A 19,348-nucleotide genomic window follows, 5' to 3' on the forward strand; every position below is an offset into this window, starting at 1 on the left:
GTTACTCCTGTTCTGGATTACGTAAATAATAACCTACACCCCGGCGGGTAACTAAATAGCCGGGATGACTGGCGTTGTCTTCAATCTTTTCGCGTAAACGTCGCACTGTCACATCCACTGTCCGTACGTCGCCAAAATAATCATAACCCCATACGGTTTGTAACAAATGTTCACGCGTCATCACTTGTCCAATATGTTGAGCCAAATAATGAAGCAGTTCAAACTCGCGATGCGTCAATTCAATCTCTTCATCGTTTTTTGTTACCATGTAAGCATCTGGATGAATCGTAATATCGTTAATCGTAATTTCTACATTTGCTGGTTGATCAGCGCCCTTACCACTAACAGAGCCACGGCGTAAATTGGCTTTCACACGAGCAACTAATTCTCGATTAGAAAATGGCTTAGTAACATAATCATCGGCGCCTAATTCTAATCCAAGAACTTTATCAATTTCTGCGTCTTTGGCAGTTACCATAATAATCGGCATTTCATGTGTCTTACGAATCTCACGAGCCACTTCTAAACCATCCACTTTAGGCAGCATTAGATCAAGTAGAACTAAATCAGGTTGTACTTCTTCTACTTGTGTAAGTGCTTCTTCGCCGTCAGAAGCTGTATAAACTTCATAGCCTTCTTTTGTTAAATTAAATTTAACAATATCAGTGATCGGCTTTTCATCATCAACAACTAATATTTTTTTCAAAAAAGTTCACCTCAATTAAACTTGTTTTTTTTCGAGTCGTTTCTATTATACATGATTTTGTCTTTAGTTTCATTAAAACACAAGTAGCTCTTTTATAACAGGGTCAAACCTATTTAAAAATAGATTCATTTAGCTTTAGCCATTGCGTTTAGAAAAAAGGTATAATAAACAAAAAGAGGCCTGCCGATAAGTCATCGACAGGCAAGGAGTAAAAATGAAAAAGTGTTAGGGTTGTCTTATAAAAGACATTTTGTTGGTATGACTGTATAGTAACCTTTAATTATGAACAAATTATGAAAAAAAGACTGTTTTCGTGTAAAGATTTTGCAATAAATCAGTAAAAGCAGAGGATTTCTTTTGTATGAGCTAAAAATGTTATAATGTAGAAAACAATCCTTTAAAAAAATGAAGTGATAACTAAGAAAGTTCAAAAATGAATACTGTTCTGTAAATCAACTATCTATAATTGAAAAATTGAATGATGGTTAGGCGATTTGTTATTCAAATTTCTAAAAATGGATAACAAATCTTAAAACTCTTCTCTATGTTTAAAAAAGTTAAAAAATAAGGAGGATTTCTCTATGGAAAACACTATGAAAGCTGTAGGTCTTTATCGTTACTTGCCCATTGATGATCCTAATAGTTTATTGGACTTAGATGTGCCCACACCCCAAGCGAAAGGACGAGATTTACTTGTTCGTGTTAAAGCTATTTCGGTTAACCCGGTTGATACGAAAATACGTGCGCCTAAAGAACAAATCGAAGAAAAACCAAAAATTTTAGGTTGGGATGTAGCAGGAGTTGTTGAACAAACGGGGGAAGATTGTACGTTGTTTCAAGTTGGAGATGAAGTTTTTTATGCAGGCGATTCGACTCGCCAAGGTGCAAATAGTCAGTTTCACTTAGTGGATGAACGAATTGTCGGGAAAAAACCAAATTCCTTAGATTTTGCTTCAGCTGCTTCTTTGCCTTTAACTTCTTTAACAGCTTATGAAGCATTATTTGAGCATTTAACTGTCAGCCATAATAAAAGTAGTAATGTTGGCAAAAAAATACTGATTATTAACGGTGCTGGCGGTGTCGGCTCTGTCGCTATTCAACTGGCGAAAAACGTTGGTTTAACAGTTATCGCTACTGCTTCTCGTCAAGAAACCTATAATTGGGTAAAAAAACAAGGGGCAGATATTGTCATTAATCATCACCATGATTTTTCTTCTCAATTACAAGAAGAAAACATTACAAATGTTGATTATATCCTTTGTTTGCATTCTACCCAAATGCATTGGTCAGCGATGGCAGAAGTAATCGCTCCTTTAGGAAAAATCTGTTCTATTGTAGAAACCGATAAAGCTGTTGATTTAGGACTATTGAAAAATAAAAGTGCAACTTTCAGCTGGGAATTCATGTTTACCAAATCTTCTTATCAAACGACGAATATGATTACGCAGCACGAATATCTAGACACAATTGCTCAGATGGTTGATAATAACGAAATCCACGCCACGGCTAATTATCATTACGGTTCCATTAATGCTGAAAATTTAAGAAAAGCACACAAACAATTAGAATCGGATACCACAATTGGCAAAATTGTGTTAGAAGACTTCGATTAAAGTTGTTTCATCTATAGTTATTGGAGGCACCTTAAAGAAGTTGCCTCCAATATTTTTGAGATTGGAGGCTCATTTGAAAAGTTCCCTCCAATATTTTTAGGATCGGAGACTCATCTGAAAAGTTCCCTCCAATATTTTTAGGATTGGAGGCTCATCTGAAAACTTGCCTCCAATATCCTGATTTGCAGTTTCAAGTAATTAGTGCTAGAATTTCTTTAGATAAATAAAATTAATGTATCGCCGGATACAAAATAAGCACTCACTCTCTTAGGCCTTTGCGAGAGGAGTGGTTATTTTTTTGTGAGGAGGAATGTTTATGACTTGGACGCAATTAATTATTGCCGCCTTATTTGAAGTTTTTTGGGCAACAACTTTAAAGTTAAGCGAGGGATTCAGTAAAGTCTCTTTTTCTATTTTAACTATAGTAGGTATGATATTAAGTTTTTACTTTCTTTCCTTAGCCACCAAGCAATTGCCTTTAAGTATTGCCTATCCAATATGGACAGGGATTGGTGCTGTTGGTTCCATTTTAGTAGGTGTTTTTTTATTTAAAGATTATATTCCACCGATTACTTGGGTTTTTATTATTTTGCTTTTAATCGGTATCGTTGGGATTAAAATAACTAGTGGTCACTAAAATCAAAGTCTAGCAAAAAAAGTTCGCCTATTGAGAAGAATTATTTCAATAGGCGAACTTTTCCTTATCAGATTTCATCCTTTTTTATGTGCAGATACTAATAACATCATGGGACGTCGTAATTCATCTTGCATCTCTTTGTTTGTATCAAGCATTTCTTGCGTTGGCGTTGGTTCAATCACTTGATCAAGAACAAAATCTTGTTGTAACAGCGTTTGAATATAGGTTGTCATTGTCCGATGATATTTGGTTACAGTAAACTCTAAAAATTCAGTCTCTCTTGCTCCTTCTGAAAAATAACGATCCACTGGCCAATGACTAATTTTTCCCTTGCTATCTGTTATCCATTGTTCAGAACCGTAAGCAGTAAAAATAGGGTGCTCCACGCTCATAATAAAGCTGCCACCGTGTGACAACTGCGCATAAATCTTTTTAATCAAACTTGCGTAATCCTCAATATAATGAATTGCCAATGAACTAATAATTACATCAAATTTCATAGCAAGCTGGGACAAATCAGTCATGTCCATAATTTTATATTCTATATTTTCCTCTTCTGTCATTAATTGGGCTTGTTCAATCATCTTTTGTGAACGGTCAATACCAATAACTTGCTGTGCTCCATGGTTTGCTGCATAGCGACAATGCCAGCCATAACCACAGCCTAAATCTAATACCTTTTTTTGAGTAAAATTGGGTAAAATGGCTTTTAATTCATGCCACTCTCCTGCTGCATCCAGACCATATTTTGAGCGATCCATATTTGCATAAGCCTCAAAAAATTCTGGTTTATCGTAAGGATTGTTCATTTTTTTCCTTCTTTCAGAACCTTTCAGTAGATTTATTCTATTTTACCACACTTACAATTTGCTCACTTGTAAAAAAAGAAGTCCGTTTTCAGCAAATAAATAAGCACTCTTACCGATCAAGAGATCCTGTGTCTAGGCGATTTCTCTTCGATTAGTGCAATTTTTTCAAGTAAACGATCAATAGTAAAAAATGTAGTATCAATATCCATTTTCTTATTTTTCTTATCCACAATATGAATGTATTGGTGTCCACTTTCTTCATAGTATTCGTAATAGGTGATATCAGCATAACGAATGATTTTTTCTTTTCTCAAAAAAGCTGTACGTTGTTTAACATAGTTTTCCTGAAATTCGATATAAAAGCTTTGATAAATATGACGAAGAAGCCAGCCAAAAAGCATAATCCCTATTGCAATTAAACCCAAACCCACCCCTGCCGAACTAGCAGTCTGTCCCGTCATAAAAAGGCTGCCAACCAAAAAAAGTAAAAGTAAGCCAACAGAAATGAAAATATTCGCTAAGATTAAAAAGAATTTAGGCATAAGAACTCGTTGGGAGCTTTCTACCTTATTCGGTTTTTTTCGTGCATATTTTCCGAGTAAGCCTATTAAAAATACAACAAGTGAAGTCATAAGAAACGTGATCTGCCGCACTTTCATAAGTAAACACCTTCTTTTATCCCATCAAAAACAGAAAATTTTCAATATTACAATAACTATATCTCTATTTAGCGCCTTTCACAAGCTACTACTCTCATAAAAACTGTAATGGACTCTTTTTGTAGGTCTATTACAGCGAGTTACTATACATTGTCATTACTTTTTATAAGGGCGTTTACACCTAAAAAGTTTGCACAAATTTTTCTACTAACTTATTAGCAGAAGGAGATAATAAGATATTCTTCTTCCAAACTAACACACAATGAGTCGTTATTTCAGGAACAATGGGTAAAAATTTGACCTTTGAAGTGTCTTTATTAGCCATTGCCCCTTTAATCGTTAAAGCTGAACCTACGTGATTTTCCACTAATGAAAAAACATTAAAGATTAAATTATATGTTCCAACAATATTTAATTCTTTATTTTGCAAAGAATCCCAGGATTTAATCATTTGCTGAATTTCTTCTCGAGGAGAACAAAGTAAAGGAATCCCAGATAATTCTTCTATTTGAATCTTCTCTTTACCTGCTAAATAAGATTGGCTAGAAACCATCAAGCCCCACTTTTCTTGTCTTGGTAAAACTAATTTATGATATTTCTGAGTTGAGATGGGTTCAAGCAAAATAGCCAGGTCTAACAGTCCTTTATCTAACCTATCGACGATATCATCACTTGTGCCACTAAAAATAGAAAAAGTAACTTGCGGGTGTTCACCCACAAACTCCTCTAAGATTAACGCTAGCGTATCAGAATTATCTGCCTCTACACAACCTATACTGATATGTCCGCTGAGCAATTCCTGTTTGCGATCATCAAATTCTTTTTCAGTTTTATCATTAAGATATAAAATATCCTCCGCTCTTTTTTTCAAAAACAAGCCGGATTCAGTTAAAAACATTTTACGATGGGTTCTTGTAAAAAGGTCCGTATCCAAGTCCTCTTCCAGACCTTTGATTTGTCTACTTAATGTTGGCTGAGTAATATGTAATGTCTGCGCTGCTTTGGCGATACTTTGTTCTTCAGCAACAGCCAAAAAATATCTGAGTACTCTTATTTCCATTGGTTTTCCTCCAACTGTTCTTGTCTTCCAACCTATCCTATAAGTTTCTATTTAATTAAATAATGAAACAAGCAAAAAAATAACGCCACTAAAGTCGTTTCCTAGCAATCCACTCTGGGTTTTTACAGTCAAGCTTTGGTTCATTCATTTTCTTGTTTTAAGTTAAAAGAAACCTAGTGGATAGCCGGTCGATTTTTTTAAAGAAAATAATACTATTTTGTAATGACGATGAAAAAAGTTAACTTGTTAAAATAAAAAACTAAGGAGAAATGTCCGTTCCTTCTTAGTTTAACCTTATTATAAGTTTAGCATGAAATCTCAAGTATTTTCTTGTGCAGCCATTTTTTTTAAAGCACTCTTAGCGATTTCATTTTCTGGCAACTTTTCTTTTATACGCTCTAAACATTGCCTATGGTCATGTTTACGTGCAACACACTGATGACGACCAAATAGCAGTATCGAATGATGAGCTGGGTACCACATTTCTTCAGGAAGTTTATCCGACATCATTTGCTCTACTTTTTGGACAGAAGCATCTTGTGGAACAAAATGCAATTTCCTTGTCACGCGTTTAATATGAGTGTCTACAGCAAAAGCGGGAATCTCAAAACCATTGGTCAAAACAACATTTGCCGTCTTTCTACCAACACCAGGTAAGGTAGTTAAATCTTCCCGGTTATCTGGAACTTGCCCATCAAATTTTTCAAGTAACATCGCACTCATATTTTTTAAGTACTTTGATTTATTCTTATAAAGTCCAATACTTCGAATATTTTCTTCAATTTCCTCTAAAGAGGCGGATGCCATTGCTTCAGGTGTTGGAAATTTTTCAAATAATTTAGGAGTCACTTTGTTAACAGACACATCTGTTGTTTGCGCACTTAAAAGAACGGCACATAACAATTGAAAGTTTGTTTCGTGCTTTAAATCTGTTCCTAATTTTGGATAAAGCTTGTTAATTGCTTGAACGACTATTGTCGATTCTTGATCATTTAGTAAAACCTCTTTAGACACGTGATCCTTCCCTTCCGTTTTTTTATAACTAAATCCTAGTCTTTTTTCATAAATACGTCAAATTTTTGCCAATACACTATTGATAAGAGATACGTTTAACCTAAACAAAATAAAGCTATTCCACCAAGATAATTTTTGTACTTTCTTGATAGAATAGCTTCATCAAACTTTTCAGTTAAGCGACTGCTTTTTTCACTTCACTTGTTTGTGTCTTTGTTTCTTTCATTTTAACTGGTTTAAATCCTTTCAAACGTAACGCATTTAACAGTACAGAAACCGAACTCAAACTCATCGCAGCACCGGCAAACATCGGATTGAGTAGTGGACCGCCAAATAGATGTAAGATTCCCATCGCAATTGGAATGCCAATCGTATTATAAGCAAAGGCCCAGAATAGATTTTGTTTAATATTTTTAATCGTAGCTCGACTTAATTCAACCGCTGTGGGTACATCCATCAAGTCGCTACGCATCAATACAACATCGGCTGATTCGATTGCTACATCAGTACCCGAACCAATGGCCACTCCTACGTTGGCTTGGGCTAAGGCTGGTGCATCGTTGATACCATCACCAACCATGGCTACCTGCAAGCCTTCATTTTGTAATTTTTGCACTTCATTGGCTTTATCTTCTGGTAAGACCTCACTAAAGACGCGGTCAATGCCCACCTGTTTGGCAATAGCTTGGGCTGTTTTGGCATTATCTCCTGTAATCATAGCTACTTGCAAGCCCATACTGTGTAATTTATCAATGGCGGCAATACTATTTTCTTTGACCGTATCTGCAACAGCGATAATCCCAATTAAACGATGGTCTGCGGCCATAAACATCGGCGTTTTTCCTTCATTGGCTAAACGATCAGAAACTTCTTGAGCATCTAACATCGCAATGTTATTTTCTATGATTAACTTCTTGTTACCTAATAAAATCGTTTTTTCATCTACGATTACTTGGATTCCTTGGCCGGGAATCGATTGAAAATCATTTACGGTTTGCAAAGCTAAATCGCGATTTTTAGCACTTTCCACAATTGCTTCACCCAATGGGTGTTCAGAGCCTGTTTCAGCGGCAGCCGCAAGTGCAAGGACAGTATCTTTTTCATACCCGCCATAATTAACAATGTCAGTCACAACTGGTTTGCCTTCGGTAATTGTTCCGGTTTTATCAAAGACAATGGTTTGCACTTTTTGCATTTCTTCCAAGGCGTCGCCGCTTTTAATCAACACGCCATTTTCAGCACCCTTTCCGGTCCCTACCATAATGGCAGTCGGTGTTGCCAAACCTAGCGCACAAGGACAAGCAATCACTAAGACTGAGATGGTGATAGTTAAAGCAAAGACCCAAGATTCTTGACCTAAGAAGAACCAAGCAAGTCCAGAAAGAACAGCCAAACCAATGACAATTGGAACAAAAACGCCGGAAACTTTATCAGCTAATTTGGCAATCGGTGCTTTTGATCCTTGGGCATCTTCCACTAGTTTGATAATTTGCGATAAGGTCGTATCTTTGCCGACTTTTGTGGCTTTAAAACGGAAAGAGCCATTTTTGTTGATACTTGCGCCAACGACATTGTCGCCGGTTTTCTTTTCAATTGGAATACTTTCTCCGGTAATCATCGATTCATCCACCGCAGAGCTTCCTTCAACTAATACACCATCGACTGGAATTTTGTCTCCGGGACGCACCACCACGATATCGTCTGTGGTGACTTCATCAATCGAAATTTCGACCTCTTCATTATTACGGATAACACGTGCAGTTTTAGGCGCTAACCCCATTAGTTTTTTAATCGCATCAGAAGTTTTTCCTTTGGAAACAGCTTCTAAGTATTTACCTAACGTAATTAAGGTCAAAATAACCGCTGCGGATTCAAAGTATAGATCTGGATGGCCATGATGAACTTCAACACGACCCATGGCCAAAAGAGCAGTCATAACGATTCCTTGTAAAAGGGCAGCTGTTGTCCCAATCGCAATTAAAGAGTCCATATTCGGATGTCCTTTAAAAAGCGATTTGAAACCGACCGTATAAAAAGAACGGCCTAAATAAATGACAGGCAAAGTTAGTGCTAATTGGGTAGCTGCAAAGGCGATCATATGCTGCATCGGGTCAAGAAACTCTGGCAGCGGCAGTCCGCCAAATGGAAGCATGGGACCCATTGCAATATATAGAAGCGGCAAAGTAAAAATGGCTGACCAAATAAAGCGAATCCAGAGATTTTTCATTTGTTTTTGTTTCTTATCATTATCATCAGCAGCATCATTTGTTGGAGCTTCAACGGTTGCTTTATAACCTGCATCTTGGACCGCTTGAATAATATTCCCGGTCGTTACTGCATCCTCATCATAGCTGACATTCATTTTTTCTGTCGCTAAATTCACTGTAACTTCTTGGACACCGTCTACTTTTCCTACACTCTTTTCAATGGCTTGCACACAAGAAGCACAGGTCATCCCTTCAATTGCAAAGGTCTGTGTAGCGATATTTTTGAGTGCTTTATAACCTGCGCTCTCCACTGCACTTTCGATGTCATCCCCAGCAACAGTTGATGAATCATAGGAAACTTCCATCTTTTCTGTGGCTAAATTCACTGAAACATCATCCACACCAGCTAATTTTCCCACACTTTTTTCGACGGCTTGCACACAGGAGGCACAAGTCATCCCTTCGATGTTATAGGTATCTTTTATCAAATTGCCTCTCCTCCTAAAAAATACACGATTGAAGGAGAAAAAATCATCCTTCATTATTCACTGTTTTACGCTTGTTCTGCAGTATAACCTGCTTTGCTCACTGCATTTACAATTGCTGTATTCTCAACCACATCTGGATCAAATATAACAGATAAATGTTTATCTTCCACATTAGCCTTAGCCTCTTGAACACCAGTTAATTTATTAACCTCAGTTTCAATTTTTGCTTTGCAATGTGCACAAGACATATCAGGTACTAAGTAAATATTTGTATTCATAAAAGATTCCTCCAAAAATTTTTAATTTTAAACGAGCCTACCTCATATTCCACTGTAGCTACATAGGTTAGTAAAACTATTCACTCCGTCTATTATGATAGATAACTCATTTCTTAATTTCTAATTTTTTGTTTACATGTGTAATCAACTAACTATCTATAACCTACACTTTACGTTTACAATTGTCAATACTAAAATAAAATATTTTTGTTCTATTTACAATATAGTTATTAAAAAAACAGTAATTTCACTGCCACTTAAAGGCTTTATGAAATTACTGCTTTAGATTATAAGTTTATATTGCGACTATTAAAGAATTCATTTTACTAATATCCAAATACATGAAAGCATAATTTTTATTGCGCTTGTGTCATCGAGATAACTGCTATTTCGTTCATCCCAACATTCTGTATTTCTGAAATGATAAATAATACAGCTCTTGCAACTGTGTCCGGTGTAACACCAACCTTATGGCTTCTTGAATGCTTTCTTTTATCTAGGATTTTGAAAAGAAACGAAGTCTCAGATACATATCCTTAACCTTATTTTTACTAGGTCTTGCTGGTAAAATAATTTTCTACAAAATTATTCATCTTCATCAAAAATTTCTTTAGCCAAATTAAATGCCGACCACGCTTTAGGCCATCCCGTATAAAATGCTAAATGAGTAATGACTTCAACAATTTCTTCTTTGGTCACGCCATTTTGTTTGGCCATATTTAAATGTGCTTCTAACTGCGGGACACCTTGCGTTAATAAACTTGCCACAGTAATTAAGCTACGATCCCGTGGTGACAACTGTTTTTCTCTATCCCACACTTCACCAAATAGAACATCATCATTTAATGCTGCAAATTGTGGGGCAAAATCACCTAGGCTGTCGCGTCCTGCTGTTTGTTTTGCCATAATAAATCTCTCCTTATTTATTTTCCTAATTGGTCATAAATATCCTCGCTAACTGGTTCTAGCCATTCTGGCGTTCCTGCTGTAATCGCAATATGTTCAAACCAGCTATCTTTGGTTGCGCCATGCCAATGTTTGATTCCATCATGAGTCACCACAACATCACCAGCTTGTAAGAATTGAGCTTTCTCACCATCTTCTTGATACCAGCCTTCACCGCCTGTGACAAGTAAAATTTGGTAACCGTCATGGTGAATATGCCAGTTATTACGACAACCTGGTTCAAAAGTAACATTTCCCACGCCTACATTTACATCTGGATCAGCTACTAGTGTATTCATATAACTTTGCCCGATAAAATATTGAGCAAATGCATCATTTTTTTCTCCGCTTGAAAAGATAATCCCATCTTTTACTTCTTCATTTTTTACCATTTGGTTTTCCCTCCATGTTTCCATATTGAATAAGCCAATGATTAATAGCTTCATCTGTTTTATAGACTTTAGAGTTGTGTACAGCTAAAGCAACCATGATTTTTTTCCGTCACATCATAAGTTCCAAAAAATGGATGACGACCTCGGCATCCCCCATGCCAATTAAGAAAACCGAAAAAAAGCACAGGTTCTTTTTTCTATCTCTTGAAAAAGAGTATTAAATGTCGGTCTATTTTGCATCTCATGCTCTTTCTCAACCATCTCTAAGTAACGTCTAGGATATTTTTTATCTGGAGATAATTCAACAATTTTCTCATGCACCAAATTCTCATGTTTTCTAGAAAAATAGACCATTTTAGACAATCTCTTCACCTCAAAAAAGCTGTAACTGACTTATTCTATAAGTTCATGTTACAGCTTTTTATTAGATATAACCATTACTTTTTATGCAAGGGGCCATGCTTTGAAGGCTTGTAAAAGTTTTTATCTCCATTTATTAACTAAAATAATAATGGACAGCTGATTATCAGCTTAAAATGATCAATAAGCTGTTGCAGTATTACTATCTGCCATTGGAGACTTAATTCTCAGTGCTAATCTTATATAACTTTCTACGAATAAAAAAAGATTAAAGATTAGATGGAGCTGAAATATTCAGTTTTTCCGAAATCATTGTCATAAGAAAGACACAATAGAAGATATGTATCATCGACTAACTTTTATCAACCAATAAATCAGCTACAGTTGGCTGGATTAACGCAATTAAATCATTGATCGCAATAATTACACTCTTATCTAACTCGCCTGCTGAAACGACAACCTTTTGATAATTATTTATTTTCTGATCAAAAAACATGGGGTATTCTGGATGATGAAGATAAATACCAATAGGCGTATTGGCACCGTGCGGATAGCCGGTGGTTTTCATCACATAGTCCATAGGGGGCAAACCGACTTTTCGATTTTTGGATATGGAAGCAGCTTTTTTATAATCAAGCCGAGAGTTTAAAGGCACTAAAGCAATCGTTGGACCGGTTTTGTTTCCTTTAAGTACTAATGTCTTAAAAATCGGCGTTTCCTCTGTATCAATTTTTTCCGAAGAAAATTTATAAGACTGATAATTGATGTTTTCTTCATCTAAAAATTGTTCAACTTCATTTTTAGGCATACGATCTTCCTTCTCTCATAAAAATAAATATAAAGCAATATAAATCCATCTATATTTAAACTAACACATGAGCAAATAATCACATAATATTTGATTTTCAAGGTTAAATTGAACTTTTTAATGGGAAAAAGTACTAATTAAAACTGCTATCTATCTCCTTCTTTTTTAACTTATTATTATAAAACGTTATACTGTAGTCAAAGTTCTGAAGTATCTTACATACTTCCTGTGCGTAAACAATAACCGAAAAATATTTTGAGAAGAGATAGAAAAGAAATTACAAGATATTATGAAAATATCAGAAATAGACATGAAAGTCGTTGTAAACTCAATTACTAATAAAAGTAATCAACTACACACTTACTATAGTACTATAAGTGTGACGAATAAAAATGATGTTTTTTTACGACCATTCTTAAAAAATAAGTTCTACAAATAAATTGAAAACAATCTAAAATTGTTATTGTCAGATTTTAGAAAAAGACTACTTAATTCAAGTAATAAAAATTGAAAGCACAATACAAAAATTAGGAAAAGGTAAACTCTAAGAAGTGTTAACCAATAATATGTACAACAAACAAACCTGTCCAAACAAAGCTGATTACCAAAATGTGTGAGTTTTGGAGAAGACAACTCACATTTCAGTTGAAGAAGCTGAGTTGCCTATTTAATCCTCTAATTTCTATTGCCCAACACTATAAGCTGTTCTTTTCAAAATACAAATCTAATTTTTCTAACGAGTGGACAAGCAGCCCGACAAATTTGTTTCTATTTACTTCTTTTAAAACGAAGGTATTTTCAGGAACTTTTGAATTTTTTCTTTTATCGATAAATGTCAAACCTCTAGCAGTACCGCTATCAGTAACTACTTCTACATGATGATACTCACCTTCGAAAATAGTAGGATTCAAGACATAGGCCACTGCGCATAAATCATGAATTGGGCTATTCAAAAAACCAAATTGACGTCCTGACTGATTATAAAAATTTAATAATTCATATGCTAAGTGAGAAGCTTTCCCTTTTCCTTCTAAATTTTGTATTTCCTGAACCGTGATTTCTGCATTTTCTGTCACATCTAATCCAGCCATGACAACAGATACACCTGATTGAAATATTATTTGGGCAGCTTCAGGATCCACGTATATATTAAATTCGGCTAAAGGTGTCACATTTCCATGAGAAATGCCACCTCCCATGATACTAATATATTCTATTTTTTCTTTCACATCGGGAAAAACTTCTAGTAACAATGCAATATTGGTCAGCGGCCCTAAACCTACGATTATAACCTTATCTTCAACTGAAGTAATCGTTTGATAGATATATTGGAGAAAGTTTTCTGATACTAATGGATAATGATTCTCCTTAAAAAAAGAGCCATCCATCCCAGTATTACCGTGAGCTTCCGGCGCGGTATGCAATGATTTTATTAAAGGTCCTTCTTTTCCTTTTACTAGAGGAATTTCCGAGTTAACAAATGAGAGGATATTTTGCGCATTTTTTGTCACTTTTTCTAGAGTTTGATTTCCTCCAATTGTTGAAATTCCCAGAATATTCGCTTGTTCAAAATGTGCAATCGTAGTTAACAAGGCCATAGCATCATCATGGCCGGGATCACAATCAATCCATAATTGTTTCATTTTGTGTCGCCTCCAATAAATCCTCAATAGTTAGAACCCCGGTATAACCTAGCAGTTTTGCTAGCTGACAAATATACGGCTGTTTTAAATGGCTAAAAGATAATAATTCTTCATCCCAAAAAATTTCTTTTGGTGTTCCACCTTTACGTTGCTCTTTTTCGGCAAAAACAATAACACGTTTAAATTGAGAAGCAACAAATTCCATATCATGAGTAATTGTTATTATTGTTTTATTCTCTTGAGTTAACTGAAGAATTATTTTTCCCAATAATTCTATTGACTTTCGGTCTTGTCCGGCAGTTGGTTCATCTAAAATAATTACTTGAGGATCCATCGCGATGACTGCAGCAATTGTTATGAATTTTCGCTTAGAATATGGCAGATTATATGGATGCTCTTGCAATGAATCTTGTAATCCACAAAGTTCTGCTGCATTCTGAACACGCTGATCCACTTTTTCCTTACTTAATTTTTGATTTTTCGGTCCAAAAGCAATTTCATTATAAATACTAGCCTGGAAGATTTGTTCATCGGGATTCTGGAAAACATAGCCTACGTATTGGGAAATTTCTGCCGTAGTCAATTTTTCCGTCTTGCTTCCGTTTAGTAAAACTTGCCCATTGGTAGGTCTTAGTAAACCATTCAATAACTTTACAGTTGTCGTTTTCCCTGCACCGTTTTGTCCAATAATAGCAACTGATTCACCCGTATCAAAATCCAAATTTACATTGTGTACCGCTTCATGACCGTTTGGATAAGTGTAATCAACGTTTTTCAATGATAAATATGGCATTATTCTCCACTTCCCTTCAAAGCCTTAAAAGTCTCAGCCACGGTTAAAGGTACTTTCCCCTTTTTACCTACTAACTTTAGATAAAATAAAGTAACCTGTGGTAGTTGGACTCTATATTGTAAAATTGATTCATCAGATAAAACTTCCGCAGTTTTACCTTGCATTACTAGTCTTCCATCATATAATAAGAAAATCTCATCACAATATTCGGCTAACAAATCTACTTTGTGTTCCACCAAAAATATGGTCTTTCCCGCTTTTTTTAAATATTCTACAATTTGAAAAATGTCCTCTGTACTTTTAGGATCTAGCTGAGAAGTTGGTTCGTCTAAAATAATTATTTCTGGATCTAATGCTACAACAGACGCTAAGGCAACTAATTGTTTTTGTCCTCCTGATAATTCGAACGGGTTCTGATCTTTTAACTTCTCTAATTGAAACAGAACAATTAACTCATCCACTCGCTGAGTCATTTTATCTCTTGGTATTCCTAAATTTTCCATTCCGTAAGCAATTTCTTCATAAACAGTATCTTTCACACCTGAAATTTGTGTAAAAGGATTTTGAAATGAATATCCAATATGGGCAGCCAACTCACCAATGTTGTATTCAGAGATACTTTTGTCTTTGAATGTCACTTCACCTCTTAATGTTCCTTTATAGAGGTTGGGTATGAATCCCCGCATAATATTACATAAAGTTGTTTTGCCCGATTCATTTTCTCCAATGACTCCGTATACCTTACCTTTTTCTAAAGCAAAAGAAACATCTTGAATCACTGGTTCGTTTTCTAAAGGATAACAATAATTAATATTTTTAAGCGATAAAATACTCATATTCTGTTCCTCCAAATAATATATAAGATAAAAATAACCAGACATCCGAGCGAAATCAGATAGTCTAATTTACTTTTTTTGATGGTATACACAGAAGTTTTCCTAATTGTAGAAGAAAAACCTCTTGACTCTAAAGACAGCACTCTTTCTTCTATCTGTTGAATGGATGATAAAACAAGTGGACCTAGCATCGGCATAAAGGCCTTTACGCGAACCAATAAATTACCTTCAGTTTCAATTCCTCGCGACTTTTGAGCATCCGTAATTGTTTGCGATAGTTTAAACATTTGGGGAATTAATTGAATAGTCGAAGCAATGACAAAGGTAACTTTTTTTGAAACTTTCGCTAACTCTAAAGCATGAATAATGTCTTTCACACTTGTCACTTGGAAAAACCAAATAATAACAGAACTAACTGCAATTATCCGTGAAGACATATCGATACTCGTAGTTAAACCCATTTGAGAAAAACTGATAAATCCCCAAATTTGTTGAGAATCTGGGTTGTTAATAATAAATACTTGAATAACAAATATGAACAAAACCAATACAAAAATAGATTTAAAAAACGTTTTTAAAAAATTCAAAAAAAACTTAGACAAGAGATTCAATATTAAAACACCCGTAAATAGACCTAATTGAAAAGTGGGACTAGATGTGAACATACTAAGAATAATAACCAAAAGCACTATGACAAATTTTGTTGAAGGGTACAGCTTGCCGATAAAATGATTCATTTCGCTAAAGCCCCTTTCTTGATATATTGCTCTCCATAGTTTAGTTTCACTAAGAAGCGATCTGGAATTCTACGTACAATTAATACTCCAACAACTAAATTTATCACCGTATTAATGGTTCCAGAAATAAGATTCGTTGATATAACTGAGTTCCATAATTCTCGTCCCGTTGCTAAAAATGCTGCTGTAACCAGGTCGGTTCCGGCACCTGTTACCCCACCAAACAAGAAAACAGTTACAATCGCTGCTGTAAAAGCGGAAACAATCGTTAGTAGGAAAATTGCAACAAGTATTCCAATAATATTATTGTACATTTTCCATCTGGAGAAAAAGCCAGACACAAAGCCTATACTCATAGAAACAAAGCCATAAGCAATCGCGATAGGGTTAATCATTCCGCTCACTACATTTCCTAGTAAGCCAGTAAGCATTCCAACCCACGGACCGGCAATCATTGATACTAGCATAGTTCCGATCTGGTCGATGATTACAGGTAGCTTCAAAATTGTTGACAATTGATAGCCAACTACGTTCAAAGAGACGCCAACTGGAATTAACAAAAGAGCTAAAAGTGAAAAATCATATCTCAAACCTCTTTTCATTTCGCCTACCTCCTAAAGTTTTTATAAAAATCCAGGCAAATAGAAAACGTTATCATTTTTTTACAAATTCGTTTTACATCTTTAAACTATATTGATTTATTTCAAAATGAAAGGTCATCTGTCCGTTCAAAAAGAAATATCTATCGAAATGCGAGATTTTTTCTAATGACTATTTAATTGGTGCATCAATATTTGATAATGTGATTTATCTATAAATATTTTTCTATTATTACTTATAATTTCGCCCTGTTCTTTTAATTTCTTTATACTCCTTCCAACGGTTCGAAGACTAATTCCCAATTCAAATGAAATATCTTGATATTTTTTTTGAAGCTTAACAATTGAATGACTATCGCAGTTTTCCTCGTAATACTTAATGAGGAAATATCGCATTCGATCTACACCTTTGAATCTGTACAAAAGACCCTCACTACCAGATCTTCGGTACAAGTCTTGTGCTAATAAAACCGAACACCTACGTAGCAATGACTGACTCCTCATAATTTTTTCATAAATTAGATGAGACGGAATTTTTATAGCAACAACATCTGTTAAACAAGTTACAGTGGAAATGTAGGATTCTTTGCGTGCCAATACTTCTAACAATCCAATATTGCCATTCGTTTGATCCACTTGAAAATAAACATACTCATCTCCATCTTCATAAGATCTCTTTCCTATGCCGATTCCTTCTGTAATAAAATAAATATTCGAAGGAAAATCTCCTCCTTCTACCAAAATATCGCCTGGCTTACACTTTATTTTTTGTCCATGAAGTGTTAAAAAATCAGCAAAAACCGAAGAGTTAAAAGACGTTTCTTGTTCATAATTTTTCCACCTCTTTTGTAAGTCCTCTTTTTTATTCATTACTTTGTTCTCCTAGATTGTTATTTTCTTCATTGAGGTCCCTAAGCAAAAAATTGATAAATAAATAGAGAGCGATAAGAAACGCCCTCTATTTGTTTATCATTACTTTTTATTTTGCTGCCCATATTTCGATTTCTATTTTAATCTCAGGCAATCCTAATGCTTGAATGTAGCCAATTGTCATAGAAGGATAATCTTTATTTACAAATAAGCTTTCCCATACTTCATAAAAATAATCCCAATCAATGGGTTCAACGGACCAAATATTTACTTTTATAATATTACTTGCTTCTAAATCTTCTGAAAAAAGTGCTTTTTTGATATTTTCAAAAGTGTTTTTCACTTGTTTATTAAAATTCTCCGGAATCGCGCCTAAAGAATCCACACCAACCTGTCCAGAAAAGACAATCAGCTCCGCGTTCCTAGGCACTTTAGTCACATGGCTATAATTTCCCACCGGAGACGGCATATTTTTTGGATTACTTCGAGTTATTTTATTCATTGAAAGAACCTCTCTTGTTTTATTCTAGTTATTTTTGGACACACTTCTCCACCTAAAATTAAATTCTAGAAAAAAACAGCAGTCGAGTATCCGTAACCGAAAGCTAGAAATACTAACATTTTCTTTTTCATTACCGACACTCTCCTTTTCTTAAGGTAGCTATCATAGTAACATAAGCAGATGAGTCCTTCAATTAAAAGATGATTTGTTTAATTGAATAAATGAACGTTCACAATTCCTTAGACCTTGTTTTGATTTCATCTTTTGCGAGTAAAGACTCAATAACAGTTAATACCCCATCTTCATCACTTGAAGGTGCAATGTAATGCGCCGTTTCAATAGCATCTTTGCTGCCATTTTTCATAGCATAACTGTATCCTGCTAAAGTAAGCATCTCTAAGTCATTGTTCCCATCACCAAAAGCTAGTAATTCACTAGGAGCAATCCCCCAGTTCTCTAATAACAATTGCAGCGCCTTTCCTTTGTGCATATTCGGAATAATCAAATCCACGCTGCTATGACCGCTCGAAACTGCCACAACTTTGCTAGCATATTGTTGATTAATAAAGTCAACCACTTCGGATACTTGTTCATTAGGTACTTCTAAAGCAAACTTGACAAATTCATCTTCTGGTAAGAAAGAAAACGATGCTACTTCAGCTAATTGATAATAATATTTTTGCGCAATATTTTTAAATTCTTTTGTTTCATTTTGTAATAGATAAGCTTTCGAAACACCACATAAAATCGTGCCCACTTTAAAGGGGAAGTTCGTTAACAAATCTAAAACAGTTTGTACCGTGGTTTGGTCAAATACTGCTTTATGAACAAGTTGGTTGTTTATGAAAGCTAAGGCTCCATTTTCAGATACAAAGGTTACCTCTTGTTCTTGATCGGGAAAAAATGAACGCAATTGAGCATATTGATTTCCACTAGCGACAATAAATTTTATATTACGACTTTGCATTTTCGAGTAAATTTTAGCAAAACGCTCTCTGTTATAGTCGTTATCAGAATTTAAGAATGTACCGTCCATATCAACTGCAATGGCTTTAATCATCTGCATCCCCCTGTATAAAATAATAGCTTTCTTCCATTTAACTTTGTTTTACTTGCCTTTTCTAATTTACGTCTAGATTTTTCGCCACTTTCCCAAACTATTTCTATTACTGCTGGTCCTAAGAAAAGAATTGGGAAATTTTTAGAAAAAAATTCAAAAGTGTGAGTAATAAATAAAACAATTATGCCAATAAATGTAAGCAATGTTAAGAAATTTCCCCATTTTTTTATTAAATAGCCCAAAGTGTACTGAACACTTACCAATATTCCCATGATTACAAGTTTCAATAAAGTAAAATCTTCCTCACCCATTGACTTCTCCTCCTTTCAAGG

The 19,348-nt window shown here is 34.9% G+C and carries 21 protein-coding genes; 2 read left to right on the top strand and 19 right to left on the bottom strand.

Going from position 1 to position 19,348, the window contains the following annotated elements; translation table 11 throughout:
- Position 1 precedes the first annotated feature (1 nt).
- On the bottom strand, positions 2 to 706 hold the full coding sequence (gene yycF / locus TS1_RS02910; protein ID WP_068707657.1) for a response regulator YycF: 705 nt from the start codon (positions 704 to 706) through the stop codon (positions 2 to 4).
- Positions 707 to 1,299: 593 nt separating this feature from the next.
- Between yycF and TS1_RS02915 the strand changes: the two genes are divergently transcribed.
- Both TS1_RS02915 and TS1_RS02920 read left to right on the top strand, forming a co-directional pair.
- Positions 1,300 to 2,319 carry a zinc-binding alcohol dehydrogenase family protein gene (locus TS1_RS02915; RefSeq protein ID WP_157061633.1) on the top strand — a complete coding sequence of 340 codons (1,020 nt, stop codon included), beginning with the start codon at positions 1,300 to 1,302 and terminating at the stop codon, positions 2,317 to 2,319.
- A 316-nt stretch (positions 2,320 to 2,635) separates the two neighbouring features.
- The gene (locus TS1_RS02920; protein ID WP_068707661.1) at positions 2,636 to 2,956 is read left to right on the top strand and encodes a DMT family transporter; all 321 of its coding nucleotides are present in this window, start codon (positions 2,636 to 2,638) and stop codon (positions 2,954 to 2,956) included.
- A 74-nt stretch (positions 2,957 to 3,030) separates the two neighbouring features.
- Here the strand turns inward: TS1_RS02920 and TS1_RS02925 are convergent, their stop codons facing one another.
- The 18 genes from TS1_RS02925 to TS1_RS03015 form a co-directional block, all read right to left on the bottom strand.
- Entirely contained in the window at positions 3,031 to 3,765 is a 735-nt protein-coding gene (locus tag TS1_RS02925; RefSeq protein ID WP_068707663.1) for a class I SAM-dependent methyltransferase, read from the bottom strand.
- Between the two features lie 116 nt (positions 3,766 to 3,881).
- A complete protein-coding gene (locus tag TS1_RS02930) occupies positions 3,882 to 4,424 on the bottom strand; it encodes a hypothetical protein (RefSeq protein ID WP_068707665.1) in 543 nt (180 codons plus the stop codon).
- Between the two features lie 181 nt (positions 4,425 to 4,605).
- Positions 4,606 to 5,484 carry a LysR family transcriptional regulator gene (locus tag TS1_RS02935; RefSeq protein WP_068707667.1) on the bottom strand — a complete coding sequence of 293 codons (879 nt, stop codon included), beginning with the start codon at positions 5,482 to 5,484 and terminating at the stop codon, positions 4,606 to 4,608.
- A 318-nt stretch (positions 5,485 to 5,802) separates the two neighbouring features.
- A complete protein-coding gene (gene nth, locus TS1_RS02940) occupies positions 5,803 to 6,498 on the bottom strand; it encodes an endonuclease III (RefSeq protein WP_068707669.1) in 696 nt (231 codons plus the stop codon).
- 175 nt (positions 6,499 to 6,673) lie between these two features.
- A complete protein-coding gene (locus TS1_RS02945; protein WP_157061631.1) occupies positions 6,674 to 9,193 on the bottom strand; it encodes a heavy metal translocating P-type ATPase in 2,520 nt (839 codons plus the stop codon).
- 65 nt (positions 9,194 to 9,258) lie between these two features.
- Positions 9,259 to 9,471 (bottom strand): heavy-metal-associated domain-containing protein, encoded by a 213-nt coding sequence (locus tag TS1_RS02950; protein ID WP_068707671.1) that lies wholly within the window; start codon positions 9,469 to 9,471, stop codon positions 9,259 to 9,261.
- Between the two features lie 585 nt (positions 9,472 to 10,056).
- Positions 10,057 to 10,377, bottom strand: a complete 321-nt coding sequence (locus TS1_RS02955; RefSeq protein WP_068707673.1) for a carboxymuconolactone decarboxylase family protein — start codon at positions 10,375 to 10,377, stop codon at positions 10,057 to 10,059.
- A 17-nt stretch (positions 10,378 to 10,394) separates the two neighbouring features.
- On the bottom strand, positions 10,395 to 10,808 hold the full coding sequence (locus TS1_RS02960; protein ID WP_068707675.1) for a cupin domain-containing protein: 414 nt from the start codon (positions 10,806 to 10,808) through the stop codon (positions 10,395 to 10,397).
- A 712-nt stretch (positions 10,809 to 11,520) separates the two neighbouring features.
- Positions 11,521 to 11,976, bottom strand: coding sequence for a YbaK/EbsC family protein (locus TS1_RS02970; protein ID WP_068707679.1), 456 nt, complete (start codon positions 11,974 to 11,976; stop codon positions 11,521 to 11,523).
- 695 nt (positions 11,977 to 12,671) lie between these two features.
- Complete coding sequence (locus tag TS1_RS02975; RefSeq protein ID WP_068707681.1) at positions 12,672 to 13,619, bottom strand: nucleoside hydrolase; 948 nt, start codon at positions 13,617 to 13,619, stop codon at positions 12,672 to 12,674.
- Entirely contained in the window at positions 13,600 to 14,412 is an 813-nt protein-coding gene (locus tag TS1_RS02980) for an energy-coupling factor ABC transporter ATP-binding protein (RefSeq protein WP_068707683.1), read from the bottom strand. The genes TS1_RS02975 and TS1_RS02980 overlap by 20 nt, the downstream gene beginning before the upstream one ends.
- Complete coding sequence (locus tag TS1_RS02985) at positions 14,412 to 15,248, bottom strand: energy-coupling factor ABC transporter ATP-binding protein (protein ID WP_068707684.1); 837 nt, start codon at positions 15,246 to 15,248, stop codon at positions 14,412 to 14,414. Before TS1_RS02985 ends, TS1_RS02980 begins: the two co-directional genes overlap by 1 nt.
- Complete coding sequence (locus TS1_RS02990; protein ID WP_068707686.1) at positions 15,245 to 15,985, bottom strand: energy-coupling factor transporter transmembrane component T; 741 nt, start codon at positions 15,983 to 15,985, stop codon at positions 15,245 to 15,247. Before TS1_RS02990 ends, TS1_RS02985 begins: the two co-directional genes overlap by 4 nt.
- On the bottom strand, positions 15,982 to 16,587 hold the full coding sequence (locus tag TS1_RS02995) for a histidine kinase (RefSeq protein ID WP_068707688.1): 606 nt from the start codon (positions 16,585 to 16,587) through the stop codon (positions 15,982 to 15,984). The genes TS1_RS02990 and TS1_RS02995 overlap by 4 nt, the downstream gene beginning before the upstream one ends.
- Positions 16,588 to 16,749: 162 nt before the next feature.
- Positions 16,750 to 17,454 carry a Crp/Fnr family transcriptional regulator gene (locus TS1_RS03000; protein WP_068707690.1) on the bottom strand — a complete coding sequence of 235 codons (705 nt, stop codon included), beginning with the start codon at positions 17,452 to 17,454 and terminating at the stop codon, positions 16,750 to 16,752.
- Between the two features lie 109 nt (positions 17,455 to 17,563).
- Positions 17,564 to 17,956, bottom strand: a complete 393-nt coding sequence (locus TS1_RS03005) for a RidA family protein (protein ID WP_068707692.1) — start codon at positions 17,954 to 17,956, stop codon at positions 17,564 to 17,566.
- 229 nt (positions 17,957 to 18,185) lie between these two features.
- Complete coding sequence (locus TS1_RS03010; protein ID WP_068707694.1) at positions 18,186 to 19,016, bottom strand: Cof-type HAD-IIB family hydrolase; 831 nt, start codon at positions 19,014 to 19,016, stop codon at positions 18,186 to 18,188.
- Positions 19,013 to 19,327 carry a hypothetical protein gene (locus TS1_RS03015; protein ID WP_068707696.1) on the bottom strand — a complete coding sequence of 105 codons (315 nt, stop codon included), beginning with the start codon at positions 19,325 to 19,327 and terminating at the stop codon, positions 19,013 to 19,015. The genes TS1_RS03010 and TS1_RS03015 overlap by 4 nt, the downstream gene beginning before the upstream one ends.
- Between the last annotated feature and the right edge of the window lie 21 nt (positions 19,328 to 19,348).

It is taken from the genome of Tetragenococcus solitarius NBRC 100494 (genome assembly GCF_001544195.1).
GTDB classification, from domain to species: Bacteria; Bacillota; Bacilli; order Lactobacillales; family Enterococcaceae; genus Tetragenococcus; species Tetragenococcus solitarius.

Excerpts from the sequence above, each read along its gene's own strand:
- TS1_RS03015 (WP_068707696.1), bottom strand. The coding sequence starts at position 19,327 with ATGGGTGAGGAAGATTTTACTTTATTGAAACTTGTAATCATGGGAATA.
- TS1_RS02920 (WP_068707661.1), top strand. The coding sequence starts at position 2,636 with ATGACTTGGACGCAATTAATTATTGCCGCCTTATTTGAAGTTTTTTGG.
- TS1_RS03000 (WP_068707690.1), bottom strand. The coding sequence starts at position 17,454 with ATGAATAAAAAAGAGGACTTACAAAAGAGGTGGAAAAATTATGAACAA.
- TS1_RS02980 (WP_068707683.1), bottom strand. The coding sequence starts at position 14,412 with ATGCCATATTTATCATTGAAAAACGTTGATTACACTTATCCAAACGGT.
- TS1_RS02935 (WP_068707667.1), bottom strand. The coding sequence starts at position 5,484 with ATGGAAATAAGAGTACTCAGATATTTTTTGGCTGTTGCTGAAGAACAA.
- TS1_RS02930 (WP_068707665.1), bottom strand. The coding sequence starts at position 4,424 with ATGAAAGTGCGGCAGATCACGTTTCTTATGACTTCACTTGTTGTATTT.
- TS1_RS02985 (WP_068707684.1), bottom strand. The coding sequence starts at position 15,248 with ATGAGTATTTTATCGCTTAAAAATATTAATTATTGTTATCCTTTAGAA.
- TS1_RS03005 (WP_068707692.1), bottom strand. The coding sequence starts at position 17,956 with ATGAATAAAATAACTCGAAGTAATCCAAAAAATATGCCGTCTCCGGTG.
- TS1_RS02970 (WP_068707679.1), bottom strand. The coding sequence starts at position 11,976 with ATGCCTAAAAATGAAGTTGAACAATTTTTAGATGAAGAAAACATCAAT.
- TS1_RS02975 (WP_068707681.1), bottom strand. The coding sequence starts at position 13,619 with ATGAAACAATTATGGATTGATTGTGATCCCGGCCATGATGATGCTATG.
- TS1_RS02915 (WP_157061633.1), top strand. The coding sequence starts at position 1,300 with ATGAAAGCTGTAGGTCTTTATCGTTACTTGCCCATTGATGATCCTAAT.
- TS1_RS02925 (WP_068707663.1), bottom strand. The coding sequence starts at position 3,765 with ATGAACAATCCTTACGATAAACCAGAATTTTTTGAGGCTTATGCAAAT.
- TS1_RS02955 (WP_068707673.1), bottom strand. The coding sequence starts at position 10,377 with ATGGCAAAACAAACAGCAGGACGCGACAGCCTAGGTGATTTTGCCCCA.
- TS1_RS02950 (WP_068707671.1), bottom strand. The coding sequence starts at position 9,471 with ATGAATACAAATATTTACTTAGTACCTGATATGTCTTGTGCACATTGC.
- TS1_RS02995 (WP_068707688.1), bottom strand. The coding sequence starts at position 16,587 with ATGAAAAGAGGTTTGAGATATGATTTTTCACTTTTAGCTCTTTTGTTA.
- TS1_RS03010 (WP_068707694.1), bottom strand. The coding sequence starts at position 19,016 with ATGATTAAAGCCATTGCAGTTGATATGGACGGTACATTCTTAAATTCT.
- TS1_RS02960 (WP_068707675.1), bottom strand. The coding sequence starts at position 10,808 with ATGGTAAAAAATGAAGAAGTAAAAGATGGGATTATCTTTTCAAGCGGA.
- TS1_RS02990 (WP_068707686.1), bottom strand. The coding sequence starts at position 15,985 with ATGAATCATTTTATCGGCAAGCTGTACCCTTCAACAAAATTTGTCATA.